9 protein-coding genes are annotated in these 14,080 nt (G+C 46.4%); 1 reads left to right on the plus strand and 8 read right to left on the minus strand.

The features are described from left to right. Positions 1–490: 490 nt before the first annotated feature. Positions 491–718, minus strand: a complete 228-nt coding sequence (locus tag ACOZB4_RS29435; RefSeq protein WP_379411640.1) for a hypothetical protein — start codon at positions 716–718, stop codon at positions 491–493. A 438-nt stretch (positions 719–1,156) separates the two neighbouring features. Then, positions 1,157–1,588: a hypothetical protein gene (locus ACOZB4_RS29440; protein WP_379411643.1), complete on the minus strand. Its 432-nt coding sequence runs from the start codon at positions 1,586–1,588 to the stop codon at positions 1,157–1,159. A gap of 119 nt (positions 1,589–1,707) precedes the next feature. Between ACOZB4_RS29440 and ACOZB4_RS29445 the strand changes: the two genes are divergently transcribed. Then, positions 1,708–4,791, plus strand: a complete 3,084-nt coding sequence (locus ACOZB4_RS29445) for an ATP-binding protein (protein WP_379411645.1) — start codon at positions 1,708–1,710, stop codon at positions 4,789–4,791. 576 nt (positions 4,792–5,367) lie between these two features. Here the strand turns inward: ACOZB4_RS29445 and ACOZB4_RS29450 are convergent. From ACOZB4_RS29450 to ACOZB4_RS29475, 6 genes are all read right to left on the minus strand, one after another. Further along, positions 5,368–9,813: an Ig-like domain-containing protein gene (locus tag ACOZB4_RS29450; RefSeq protein ID WP_422759717.1), complete on the minus strand. Its 4,446-nt coding sequence runs from the start codon at positions 9,811–9,813 to the stop codon at positions 5,368–5,370. Between the two features lie 583 nt (positions 9,814–10,396). Further along, positions 10,397–11,584, minus strand: a complete 1,188-nt coding sequence (locus ACOZB4_RS29455) for a response regulator (protein ID WP_379411648.1) — start codon at positions 11,582–11,584, stop codon at positions 10,397–10,399. Between the two features lie 355 nt (positions 11,585–11,939). Then, positions 11,940–12,353: a hypothetical protein gene (locus ACOZB4_RS29460; protein WP_379411650.1), complete on the minus strand. Its 414-nt coding sequence runs from the start codon at positions 12,351–12,353 to the stop codon at positions 11,940–11,942. Further along, on the minus strand, positions 12,346–12,546 hold the full coding sequence (locus ACOZB4_RS29465) for an AraC family transcriptional regulator (protein ID WP_379411653.1): 201 nt from the start codon (positions 12,544–12,546) through the stop codon (positions 12,346–12,348). Before ACOZB4_RS29465 ends, ACOZB4_RS29460 begins: the two co-directional genes overlap by 8 nt. A 428-nt stretch (positions 12,547–12,974) precedes the next feature. Then, positions 12,975–13,172, minus strand: a complete 198-nt coding sequence (locus tag ACOZB4_RS29470) for a helix-turn-helix domain-containing protein (protein WP_379411656.1) — start codon at positions 13,170–13,172, stop codon at positions 12,975–12,977. A 28-nt stretch (positions 13,173–13,200) separates the two neighbouring features. Beyond that, complete coding sequence (locus ACOZB4_RS29475; RefSeq protein ID WP_379411660.1) at positions 13,201–13,779, minus strand: TMEM175 family protein; 579 nt, start codon at positions 13,777–13,779, stop codon at positions 13,201–13,203. Between the last annotated feature and the right edge of the window lie 301 nt (positions 13,780–14,080).

The following is a 14,080-nucleotide window of genomic DNA, read 5'->3' on the forward strand; positions in this document are numbered from 1 at the left end:
GGGGGTAATCCCCCATTTCCCCTTTTGAAGTGACCATTTGAAATGTGAGAAACCCTGTACTTTGAAAAAGTACAGGGTTTCTCGACAATCTGACCGAGCCTCTGGGCTCGGTCTTTCCAACTATCTTAAGTTATATGAATCACCGTTATCGGTGCTAAAACCATGATACGGGCAGATGAGCCGAGCAACAGGTACTTGAGGAACGTAAAAGTAGTCACGCCTAGGAATTCTAACAAAACGGATGGATAAGCACAATGCCCACGTTCATATCTTAACGGGTTGATTGGAGAAAAATAAAAGCTCTTACCTCAAAACCGTAACCCAAATTTCGGTGGTTTAATGTTTCTCCCTATCAATTCAACTGATCGTCAAGTACAACATCGATGACATTCAATATCCTCTTTTCTCGTTTTCACTTCTGCTGCGGAGCCTATTCACAATTTCTGCGAGTGTAGACTCGCTCGCCTCGCCGCTAACAGACTGGATATAATTAAAAAAACTCCACCATCGAAAGATTGAGCGCGTTCGTAATTTTATCCCAGTTCTCGTTGCTTTTGCTTATGTACATGACAACTTCTTGAGCTTCATGTTCTGACTTTACAGCATCCGAGTCTGATTGGTTTGGAATGGACGACTTACCTAATACTTCGGCGGAACCTTCGCTCAGCTCTCTTAACGCTTCAACCGTCTTCTCAAGGTTGTTCGACTTGATATGCAAATTCGCAAAATTTCTTCCTACAGGTTAGCCTCCTCAAATTGCTTTCTTACTAAGGCTGATTCTTGTTCATATCCTATAGATTGAGACTAGGGGAAGTTTATTTCGCCTTCCTCGCTGCTAACATAACCGAGAAAAATGCTTTTTGGTTTCTTTCATTTAAAAACAATTGGTCGCCAATCGATGATATAAGAAATTGTCGAAACGTAACTCGCTCAGGCATATTGCGTTTCAAAAATGGCATCGCTTTTCCTCCCCATATACTAGGATACCAATAGTAATATGAGGTAATAATCGATATTGATTGTACGTATCCCAATATTACAGCAAAAAAACCACCTTATTTATGATACGGTTCACCTGTACGTTATAACGTACGCCATCCCAGAACCGTCAAAACCGTTGCGTCACTTCTGATATGTCTTAGCTTATCTTATACAATTATTTTTCGATAATTTCCCAGTGCAGTTCGGCGGATGTATTAGCTAATAATTGCAGGAGCGCGGATTCAACAAGCTCAAGGCTTACGATGTACTGCTGAGGAAATTCACAGGCTTGGCCGCCTACTGTAATCTCAACAAACTCGTCTTCTTCCTCCGGCGAGCTGAGAAGGTTGTGAATCGCAGTGCTTGTCTCAACTGTAACGATGAAGAAGTGACTGCCGCCGCCGATCATGATCATGTTACCCATATGCTGAATATTGACCTGACTGCGTGTGAAGCCGTCCATCTGCCGGATGACTTCCAGGCACTTCTCAAGCGACGCATGAGAATGCTCGAATGTGTCCGCCACAGCTCCTTTCCGCTGTTCCTCCCGCTGTGTTTGCCCGTCAATGAAATCTAATATTTCCCCTGTTGAACAATAACTGTCCATCCTATGGGGTACCTTCTCTGCCGAATTGCCTAAGCTCTGCTCCGCTTTTTTTGACTAAATTCTAAACGGTGCCATCCCTTGCGAAGGAAATGATCATTAATTGTCGAATATGATAATCTATGAAAACAAAGCAAATCTTACTCATTCTCGGCATATACCTGCTGATTATAACTAGTATCCGTCTTATATGGGTCACATGGAAATTTCCACCGCCCCATCCCAATGCCACTCAAGGTACCATTGATCTCACCGCCTGGGACTTTTCGTCGAACCAGGCGATTCCTTTGAACGGGGAGTGGGAGTTTTACACGCATGCATTCTATATGAATGATGATGAAAATCCGCCAAAGCCAGATTATATTCACGTGCCAAGCAATTGGGGACAGACGTTAAATCCGACAGGGCATTCGCCGATGGGCTATGGCTCTTACCGGCTTCTCATTCACATTCACGCAAACGAGAAGCAACTGCTCGGCATTCGGGTGCCACCCATTCCCACCTCTTCCGAGCTGTATATCAATGGACAATTGCTGGCTTATTCCGGAACTCCGGGGAAGGACATCGATTCTTCCACAGCGCGCAAAGTGCCTTATTACGCCAATTTCTATCCTGAGGGGGAAACCATAGAAGTTGTCATCCAAGTTGCTAATTATTATGACTATTTCAATGGGGGCCTCACTTCTCCCGTCCTGATCGGCACTCAACAAGCGATTGAGAAGAACGTATGGTACTCCCGCAGCATGCAGATGCTCGTTTGCGCCGTCCTATTGATACACGCCTTCTATGCTTGCCTGCTCCTGTTCATTGGCGGCCGGATTCCTGGACTATTAAGCTTCTTTCTGCTGATCGTCAGCACCATTATTTCGATTCTTATCGATGATGAGCGGCTCCTGCAAATCTGGCTGCCGATAAACTATGATTGGATGAGCCGGCTGTTCCATCTATCCTATCTTGGCGTCTTCTATTTTTTGTTCAAAAATGCCATGCTGCTTACGGTGGAACGCACATCATCCAGCCGTTACCGCTGGTTCAATTACATCTGCTCGCTTTATGTCGGCATTGTCTTGTTTCTGCCTTTGCAACCGCTGTTGAAATTGGGTTATTTTAACATCTATTTATACCTGTTCACGATTGTGGCCGTTCCAACCCTGGCGTTTCGCGCAGCCAAAAAAGGCAACCGGGATGCGATGTTCCTGCTGATTGGAGGAATAACGATTGCCATCAACGCGATATGGGGCATCGTTATCACATTTTACTTTCCCGAATTCGGCTATTATCCGTTTGACCTCATATTCGCCATACTGGCTGTAACCGCCTATTGGTTCAAACGCCATTTCAACTCCATGACAGCATTGAGGCTCCTCACCGAGAAGCTGCAGAAGGCCGACAAGCGTAAGGACGATTTTCTTGCCCATACGTCCCACGAGCTTCGCAACCCGCTTCACGGCATGCTTAACATTGCCCAAGCGGTGCTCGACGATGAAGCCGACCGGAAAGAGAGCAGACATAAGGAAAGCTTGCGTTTGCTTATTTCCGTCGGCCGCAGTATGTCATTTCTGCTTAACGATCTGCTCGACATCAACCGGCTCAAGGAGAATGCCATTCACATTCAGCCTGCTCCCATCCGCGTACAGGCGGTGGCCTCCGGCGTCATCGACATGCTGGGCTTCATGTCGGAGGGCAAGCCGATCCGAATCGTCAACGAAATCCCGGAATCGTTTCCGCCGGTGCAGGCGGACGAAAATCGGCTGACACAAATTTTATTCAACCTTTTGCATAACTCGGTCAAATTTACAATGCGCGGCCGTATCGAACTCCGCGCCACTATACAGAATGGCTATGCGCACATAACCGTCTCTGATACGGGTGTCGGGATTGATAAAGCGACGCTGCAAAGAATCTTTCTCCCCTACGAGCAAGCCGATTCGAGCGTAACTTCGTTAGGAGGCGGCATCGGGCTTGGACTGAGCGTCTGCAAGCAGCTCGTCGAGCTGCAGGGAGGTACCATTTCTGCCGAATCCGTTCCCAATCACGGATCGACCTTCATCTTTACGCTACCTCTTGCGATGACGGCAGACACGACGAAGAGGGATGACCCTTCGCCGGATGCAGCACCATTGCTCGCGCACGCAGTGGACACACCTGTCGCGGCCTCCAAGGAGGACGATATGACCGAATTGCCGGAAGTCAGCGAATCGCCGTCTCCGGCCATCGACAAAGTTCGCATACTGGCAGTGGACGACGATCCGGTCAACTTGCGGGTGCTGACTCATGCACTGGCTTCCGAGCCATATATCGTCGGCACAGCGATAAACGGAAACGAAGCTATTGCTCTGTTGGATACGGTCAAGTGGGACATTATGATCATCGACGTCATGATGCCCGGCATGTCCGGCTACGAGCTGACCAAGCGAGTCCGGCAGCGCTATTCGCTAGCTGAGCTCCCCGTGCTGCTGCTTACAGCGCGCAGTCAGCCGGAGGATATTCATTCCGGCTTCCTCGCGGGGGCCAACGACTACATTATTAAGCCAATGAACACGCTGGAGCTAAAATCGAGAATTCGGGCACTTACCGATCTGACGCTGGCTGTCCGCGATCGAATATACATGGAGGCAGCGTGGCTGCAAGCGCAAATCAAGCCGCATTTTTTCTTCAACACACTCAACTCCATCGTCGCGCTCAGCGAAATCGATACGCTCCGTATGCGCAAGCTTGCAGATGCATTCAGCTTATATTTGCACGCCAGCTTCGACTTCAAGAACTCGGACAAGCTCGTGACCTTGAGTAGCGAGTTGGAGCTAGTCCAAGCCTATTTGTCGATTGAGAAGGAACGGTTTGATGAACGCCTCGAGGTGCAGTGGGACGTAAAGGCATCCTTGGAGATGCTTGTACCACCTCTATCCATTCAGCCACTGGTTGAGAACGCGGTAAGGCACGGGATTTTGAAACGAGCGCGCGGAGGCACCATCCTAATCCGGATTGCCGAATATGAGGATAGAGCGGAGGTTTGCATCGAGGATGATGGCGTGGGAATGGACGAAACGACCATCCGGCACACTCTGATTCGCAGTTCCGCGAAGCTGCAGCAGGGGATCGGGCTGATCAATACCGACCAGCGGCTGAAGCAGCTTTACGGACAAGGGCTGCGTATTGAGAGCAGACTTAACGAAGGAACAATCGTTTCGTTCCAGATATTGAAGTAGCTATTGGACAACCGCTTGTTTGTTCAGCAAACTCCTTGGGGCAGCCACGTTCTTCCTGGATTCCCGAAGATACGTAACGAGGAATCACACAAAAATCGCCTCATAAGCAATGTCTGATATTGATACAAGTCAGATTCGAAACCATTTTCAAAATCAAAATCACAAATTCAGGAAAATTAGTCCTGTTATATGAAGTATAAAGTCGGTCTAATTTCTATTATGAGGCTTGATATATCCTTAAAAAGCGCACAAATACTGGAATGGATTCTCGTTATGAGTACCAATCTGTGACGATGAATTTTGTGGTTTCCAATGACCAAATCCCTTGGTATTACTGCATTGTGCTTACGCCTCGTTATGTGAACCCGGGAATCCAGGGTTCTTGCCTGCAGGTACTCCATAGTTAAGAATGTATCTGACCACAGCCACCGTATCATTCATAGAACGAAATCTAAAGGCATCCGCTCGGGTGTCTTTTGTCTTGCCCCTTAACCGATATCCAGTCAGAGCTATTCGTACAAGAAAAAACAACCATCAACGACTTTGAAAGTCGGCAATGGTTGTCGGGTATTGATGTTACTTGTCGATCAGATTAGTCGTTTTGAGCAATCTTGCGATCAATGCCGTTACTTCGGCACGTGTCATATTGGATTTCGGGCTCAGCAAGTCCGTTCCGCTGCCCTTCACGATTCCCGCTTCAACCAGCAGAGCGACATCCTCTCTCGCCCAGCCGGATACGCTCGCTGCGTCTTTGTAACCCGCCAGCAGGGAAGTGATCTGCTCCTCGTTTAGCTCGGTCTTCGTGTCGATGAGGCTGTACGCCCGGGCGATCATCGCCATTCCTTGTTCTCTTGTAATTTGCTGATCGGCATAGAAGTTGCCGTTGTCATAGCCGCGAACGATACCGAATTCATTCGCGATAGTGACTGCATCCTGGTACCAAGCAGATTCTGGAACGTCCGGGAAAATACTGTTTGGCACGTTCTGACGCATCAAGCCCAGCCCGGAGACGACGATCTCTGCAAACTCGGAACGAGTCACATTGCGATCAGGCGAGAAAGTGTTGCTGCCTGTCCCTGCAAGATCGAGTCGCGCTGCGATATTGTTGACGTCCACTTTGCCCCAGTGTTTCTTCACATCATCGAAATCCTGCGGATTCCAGATGACAGAATAGGAACCGTGGCTACGCAAATCGTTGATCAGGGCATAGTAGCGACTGTTGATCTTCGTAACGACCGTTGGTACATGGAACACAGTACCGTCAGGGTTCACGATAACGCCTGTTGTAATACGGTTCGGATCGATGCCTTCAGGCAGAGCGATGTATTTCGGAGCATATCCGCTTAATTGTCCCGATCTAACCGTCTGACCGTCATGTGTAAAGGTCATGTCAAGATCGACCGGATCAACCAATAACTCGTACCCTTCTGCCTTTGCCTTGCTCCGCGCACTGTCAATCAGTACTTTCGAAGACCGTCGGATATCAATATGTGCTGCAATATCCTCAAGTGCTGCATTTCCCAATTGCTTGGACACACCGCTTAAGTCCATCTTTCCGCCAGGAACAGGGTAGATCGCCAGCAGGTTTCCGATTTCCAGACTCGCACCCTTATCAGCCAATTGCTTGATCGTTGCTGCCGTTAAACCATCCACTTGTACATTGCCTTCATTTGGAGAGTGGATGACCAGGCTCTGTCCGTTGCCTTGCGCCAAATTCTCTTTCAACTTATCAACATCGACTTGAACCGACGTGAGCTTTTGGTCTCCCGATGTCGTTAAGCTTCCTGTCGCAAATGGAACATCCGTACCGTTAACAGACGTATTAATACGGGTCTTATCTGGGGTTGTTGGAGTCGGAGTGACACCCCCGCTGTTGCTGTCATTACCACCACTGTTGCTGTCATTACCACCACTGTTGCTGTCATTACCACCACTGGATGCTCTTGTCACCGTTAATGTATATTCTTTAACATTGCCAGCTTGATCTGTGATTTTAACAATGATAGTGTTCGTGCCGACATTCAGCAGAAGTTCATCACTTGTTGCGCCGCTGGCCACATCCTGCCACGCACCCTTATTTACAGAAATTTCAATTCTCGCGTTCGGGTCAAGCGTCATTGGATTAATAGCTACGCTGTAGACGCTATTCGTTACGGAAGCCCCATAGATCAGTGAATTCCGATCAAAATTTGGCGTTAGCCCGATCGGATTCCCCTTCAAGTCCAGCAGTTTCAAATTATTAAGCCCAGATCGGTCTACTGTATCAACAGAGATGTTCTTTGTTGCAGTAGAATTCTTGCCGTCTATCGTAGATGTCACTTCAATCGTGTAGTCACCATCTGCTAAATCAGCCGATGGGATGAAACTCCATGTACCATCTGGGTTTACAGTGACGGTTGGTGTGTCTATTACATGACCATCTTTGTCTTTGAGTGCTACTGTTACTGTCGCACCTGGAGTAGCTGTTCCTTTGAACTCAGGTTTTGCTATGGATACTGTGCTACCACTTGGCTCGGTGATGACTAGAGCTGGATTTGTGGTGTCTACAGTAATTGTTTTATTTTGTTTAGATGTCTTACCATCTTTCGTAGCTGTCACTTCAATTGTGTAGTCGCCATCTACCAAGTCAGTGGTTGGAGTGAAGCTCCACGTACCATCTGGGCTTACAGTGACGGTTGGTGTATCTATTACATGACCGTCTTTGTCCTTGATTTCTACTGTTATCGTGGTACCTGGAGTAGCTGTACCTTTGATTTCTGGCTTCGCTACGAATACTTTACCACCACTTGGCTCAGTGATGACTAAAGCTGGATTTGTAGCATCAACCATGATGTTCTTTGTTACTATTGGAGATGTTTTGCCATCTTTCGTAGCTGTCACTTCAATTATGTAGTCGCCATCTGTCAAGTCAGCGGATGGAATGAAGCTCCAGTTTCCGCTTCCATCTACCGCTGCTTGTCCTGATCCAACCACTTGGCCTGCTCCATCCTTGATTGATACAGTTACCGTTGCACCCGGGGTAGTCGCACCTTCGAATTCAGGTTTTGCTACGAATACTGTGCTGCCACTTGGCTCAGTGATAGTTAAAGCTGGATGTGTGGTATCTACCGTAATGATTTTGTTTTCTTGAGCTGTCTTACCATCTTTCGTAGACATCACTTCAATTGTATAAGAGCCATCTACCAAATCAGCCGAAGGGATGAAACTCCACGTACCATCTTGATTTACAGTGACAGCTGGCGTAGCAATTACAGCACCACTTCCATCCTTGATTTCTACGGATACCGTGGCACCTGGAGTGGTCGTGCCCTTGATTTCAGGCTTTTTCACGAATACTGTATCACCACTTGGCTCGGTGATGACTAAAGCTGGTGGTGCAATGAGATAATCAAAGCTGTGAACAGGAGCACCATTTTTTCCTTTTAAGTTTCCAACTGATTTCTCATAAGACACTTTAACAGCATCAACTTGTGTAATCTCCTCACTCGTCTTCAGCTTCAATGTCTTACCATCTACCCCTATTTCAAAGCTATCAATCGTAACCTCTACACCGTTGATTTCAAGCTTGAAGCCAGTTTGATCAGCTAGATCAATTTCTTGATCAAAGGTAAGAATAATCTCGTCCCCAGCAGCTGTTATTTCTTCAACCTTTGCGCTTTGTATTTCTGGAGCCAATACACCAAATGTGAAAAATTGTCCATTGTTTAGTGTTGTTTTAGCCGCGTAATGCGGTACACCGTTAAGATCAATAATTTCTAATTCCTTCTGAGTTGCACTAGTAAAATCCGTAACGTTGCTGCTAACTAGCAGTTTTTTCCCTGCAGGAATAGCGGATGTCGGAATCGCAATTTGAACCTCACCAACGCCATTCGTGTTCTGTACCTTCCAAACTCGCTGTGAATGATACTCGTTCGTGCTGCCAATCTGTTGGTCGAACGTCAAGTCTTGTCCATTGTCGCCCCAGATTAAGTATTGTTGGTCGGACAGTGTCCCCGTATTAAGCTCGTTTGAATACACGAGGGTACTTACACCAATTGCAATTTGCGTTCCATCATTAACGCTGCGGCTTTGCTTTTGCACCAATGCTTCTGCATCATCTCGACCTATACCCGCAATGTTGTGTTTGTATGTACTGTCTGCAGTCCACACGGTATCATCATTTGTGGAAATATAATTGCTCTCACCATTGTTAAGCGTAATCCCATACTTCACTGCCAAGTATGTTTCAATTTTAGCGGCATCATCGCTTGTTACGCTATCATACAAGATAATCTCAGCAACCTCAGCGCGCAGACCATACCAGTTGCTGCTACTACTGCCTGCAGTAGCACCAATTACAGGAGTGAATGTAAAGGGATCAAAAGTAGCCGTACCAATAGTTGCTGCTTTTCCGTTAACTCTTGCACTATGGTTCGTTGCATCCTTGATTTCATAATTGGCCAATTGGAATCTCTCTCTGTCAGGCTCTTTAAAACCACGCCATTTAGAGTTCGCGCCAGTTCCAACTGCAAAACCGCTCGCATTTCCACCCAAAATCTGACTTCCGTAATTTATTGTTTCAGTCGATCCGACAAGTGATCCTGCATTGCCAGCAGCTGGCCATTTATAGACAGCATATCCAGACTGAAATGTAATCTGTTTATCTCCAATCAGCTTCACCGAACTTGCATAGTGATTAGAGGCCATCGTATTATCGAATTTAATGCTTGGGTTAAAATTCACCCCACTTGAATTATACTTTGGTGTCTTCGCTTCTTGCGCCGACGGAACATCAAGAGTAAACTGCACAGGGTCAGTAGATTGATCTGCCCACCCCGTCAATAGCCCGTTATTTTCATTTACATCAGAATCTGCTTTAAGCCATAGTACAGGTTGAGATCCACTCAAACCACCTGGAGTAGGACCGCTAGCCGCTGATACCTTAGGTACGAATGTAGTTGAGAAGCTCCCGAATACCAGCACAAAGATGAGCATCACCATAAGCTGCTTTCTCCATTTGAAGTAATTCCCTTGTAACAACACATCTCTTCATCCTCTCTATTATAGAATACTAGTGTTTTAGCGACATCTTCTGGCAAGTCTCTCTCCGCTAAATATTAACGTATGAAACTAAACAATTTCTGAAACCGCCATCCGATTGATCACAATGGACAAAATCACCCTACGGGTGACTTGGTCTTGCCAACGGCGTGCTAGTCCGTTGGCTTTTGCCTTTCATACGCTGTGCTTATTTCATCTTCTTTCAACATAATGATGCATCCATAGAACAGTACTGTTATACCGCGCTTATTTATCCCCCCCTTCACTCTTGCTACTTAGGGCTTGCTGAACAATGCAATAAACAAGAGAAATCGTGAAATAATCAAAGAAAAATGCAGAAAATTTGGTCAAGTGCAAGGCATTTACGGGATGACATAATACGTCAATTTTCCACAATAAACGCTTATAACTTTAGCACACGCTCCTAGACAACACCTAGACAACACCTAGACAACACCTAGACAACTCCCGAAACGACAAAAAGGACGCTCGTGGAGAGGAATCGAATTCCCCCATCGGAGCAGCCTTTAAACATGAAATAATGAGCATTCGCTTCAGATATAGCCTACTTTGATAAAAGCGTCGAATTTCCCTTTAATTCTCCGATGAGCTTGTGTTGGCCCAATCTCCATTGTTCATACCAACGGACGATGTTCTCGCTAATCGGAAGCTCCAGCTCACTTTCCATTCTCGTTTTGAGGAGATAGTATTGTTCCTCTATGCCCATATGATTGTCTACCGCATGATAGAGCTTCATCAGCGAAAAATAGCATTCTTCCTCATCCGGACATATCCGTTGAATGTCAAGGTTAATCTGAATGGCTTTGTCTAGGACGCATTGCCCCTCGTAATATTCGCTCAATCTCTTCATCTGGTATAGCCATAGCAACTGCAAGCGTTCCCGTTCGTGCTCCACCCACAAGTAATCGTAGTCCCCGAGATAGTGGCCCGTGTACATCCTCAGCACGCGTTCATAGGCGTCGGCGGTGCCCACATCGAGAGAACCCAATTGCTTTAATTCGCTTTCCCATAGCTCCGTGTCAACCTGCACTCCCCCGATATCCAGTTGATATCCTGCTTGCAGTTCGCCGATGCGTATGGATATCGAATCCATCTTGTAGGATTTCAGAGTTTGACGGATATGATAGATAGCCGTATAGAGGTGTTGAGCCGCTCTCGCCTCCTCTATATTCGGCCATAGCAGCTCGAGGAGTACGCCTCGGCCGACGACCCGCTCTCGATGGTAAAGCAAAAAAGCGAACAATTCCTGCGATTTGCTCGTCCTCCACTTCACGGTCTGTGCTTCCATGCCCGGAGGGTGGAAAAGGATCTGTTCGAAGCACCCTATCAGTGGCGCATTCCGAACCGGAACTTTCCTCAAACCTTTCAAGTTCAGCTTCTCCTGAATCCGCATGACGGTGTTGCGAAGACGACTGTCGTTCACCGGCTTTACTAAATAATCCAAGGCATAAAGCTCGAAAGCACGAACGGCATACTGGTCGTAACCGGTTACGAATACGATATAGATGCCGGGAACGACAGCCTGGATCTGCCTACCAAGCTCCAGCCCGTCAATCTCGGGCATTCCAATATCCAAGAACACCACATCGGGGCGATGCTCTAATACGCCAGCAATCACTTTTGTCGGATTTGAATACGCGGCGACGATCTGTATTCCGCTGACTTCGCGTTCAAGGGCTCCTTGAAGTTCAATAGACGCTAGCGGTTCGTCGTCGACCAATAAAACTCTCATCTAACATCCCTTCTTTCGATTTACTGCTATTTCACTAGCTCTAACCAATACTCAATATCCAGGTAATACTGAGCTACAAACTCATGAATGATATCCTGAGGCGGAAAAATTCTTCTGCCATTAAAAAAGGTCTTTCCTTTTCTAAATCAACTTAAGAATTGTTTCGTCAATCGTTCTGAACTCATCATTGTATTCGTCCGGAATTTTTTGCAATTCGCTCCAAGCCATTTGTAATCACTCCGTTTCATCGATTCACGCTTGCCTTTCTACAATACAAGCGCGATCAGGCACCCGTTAGAGAGAAAATCCCATTGAATGCGAGAAATATCCGTGGGACAGGGCCTTTCCTCTCTTTTTATTGGACATGAAAATCGACAACACGATCAGTACACCGGACAAGACGGGGAACAACCACATAAAGAACCCTCCTTCCGTAAAATGACTTACTTACATTCATGTGCTGCCGGCAGAATAATCGTTCGACTTTTCCGATTGGCCGTTCATTCTTCGTTTCCATTCCCGTCAGATAAAGTTCGCCCATGGATATAATTACGGGATCAAGGGTTACGCCTTCCTGCAAATGCCGTAGCCTGACTTCATCCAATGCTTTCTTTTCCATTGCCCGGAACGGTGTGTCTTCATGTCCTTCTGCTTGGAATTGTCCTGGAGAGATGGAGAACATCCGTTGAAACGAACGCATAACGGCTTCCTGAGATGAAAAATGATATTTGATCGCAATCTCTACGATTCTAAGGTTTGTATTAAACAAATCGTAGGCCGCATAGGTTAATTTCCCCCCTTATGTACTCCGAAATGGTGCTTCGTGTGACAGATTGGAATATTCGATGGAAGTGATATGAGGAGTATCCTACCTCTGTCGCAACTTCATCTGCTGTAATCTCATCGGACAGTCGGGCCTCTAAGCAGGCAATTGCTTTGGTTACCGATTGCATGTAGTTCATTTCATCGCCTCCATGGAGGTATATCAACTATAATATATACGATCCTTAATTTTTGATATTTTTTTGCGGAACCGGTGGTGGAAGATACTTTCCATAGCAATAAATACAAAAAAAATTCACAGTCACTTGTGGTACGGTTCAGCTTAACAGGTCTATCGGCGAAAATTACGAAAGGAGCTACCGCGGCAGCTCCTTTCTCAATCATGACAGTTTATTTTCAACTTGAAAAAATAGAGGCTTATGCCTCAAAGCTGTAACCCAAATTTCGGTGGTCTAATGTTTCTCCCTATCAATTCAACTGATCGTCCAGTATAGCGTCGATGACTTTCAATATCCTCTTTTGCTCACTTTCACTTCTGCTTCGGAGCCTGTTCACAATTTCTGCGAGTGTAGACTCGCTGGCCTCTCCGCTCACAGGCTGGATATAATTAAAAAACTCCACCATCGAAAGGTTGATTCGTAATTTTATCCAATACCACAACGGAACATACTTTTTCGGAACGCTCCAGCTTACCAATATACGTTTCGTGCACCTCAGCCTTACTTGCAAGTTCCTCCTGGCTTAATCCACGTAGTTTTCGGAAGTGCCGAATGCCTTCCCCTACCATCTTCATCAAATCACTCACAACGATCACCCTAAGCAAACCATAGTCGTTAGTGGCTTCTCAAGGCGTGCTCGATTCGCTTATCCGGCATGAACCAGATTACGGCAACAAGTACGAAAAAGAAGCCGGATATCCAAACACTCACATAAGCGGTCAAGGCCGCAGTCAAGTAGAGTAAAGGAGACAGTTTCCCCTTCCAATCTTTACCTATCTCTCCGACGAATGAGGAATCGCCGGAATGCTGGTTCATAATCATGCGCTGAAGCAGCCAGTACGAGAACGCCGCTAGTAATAAAATTATCCCGTACAGCGCCGTTGGAGTGGGTGCAAAATGGCTTTCCCCCATCCAAGCTGTCGTGAACGGCACAAGGGATAGCCAAAATAAGAGCAGCAAGTTGAGCCACATCAACCGCCCGTTCATCGTTCGAACCATATGCAGCAGATGATGATGATTGTTCCAATAGATGCCGACATATACGAAACTGAAAATATAACTAACAATTTTCGGCCCAAGTTCGATTAGCGCATACCAGTCATGGCCTTCCGGTACTTTGAATTCCAGCACCATGATCGTAATAATAATGGCCAGCACGCCATCGCTGAATGCTTCCATCCGATTCGCTTTCAAAGCACCTTTTCCCCTCGCTTCATATTATCCCAGACGTCTTCTGCCATTCCTGGTTCGCTACCACTCTGTATAATTTCCATCTAAAGTGGAAAGCCATACCTATACAGTTCTTGTGTTTTCAAAATGAAATTCAAATTTCTCAAATCGATTTCTGAGATCATGAAGCCGCTCTTCTTGGAGTCCGTATTCACTTCTCGTCCAAGGTTCACAAAATAAGGCTTATTCCCTGCTTCTCCCATAGCTTCAAAAATTCCATCATCTACGTTCATCTTGGAAAGATGCTCGGACATCTCGATGTACG

Source organism: Paenibacillus sp. NPDC058898 (genome assembly GCF_049316025.1).
In the GTDB taxonomy this organism is placed as follows: domain Bacteria; phylum Bacillota; class Bacilli; order Paenibacillales; family Paenibacillaceae; genus Paenibacillus_AQ.

Bases quoted from the DNA above. Each gene is read 5' to 3' on its own strand.
- ACOZB4_RS29465 (WP_379411653.1), bottom strand. From the start codon at position 12,546: ATGAACTACATGCAATCGGTAACCAAAGCAATTGCCTGCTTAGAGGCC.
- ACOZB4_RS29445 (WP_379411645.1), top strand. From the start codon at position 1,708: ATGAAAACAAAGCAAATCTTACTCATTCTCGGCATATACCTGCTGATT.
- ACOZB4_RS29455 (WP_379411648.1), bottom strand. From the start codon at position 11,584: ATGAGAGTTTTATTGGTCGACGACGAACCGCTAGCGTCTATTGAACTT.
- ACOZB4_RS29440 (WP_379411643.1), bottom strand. From the start codon at position 1,588: ATGGACAGTTATTGTTCAACAGGGGAAATATTAGATTTCATTGACGGG.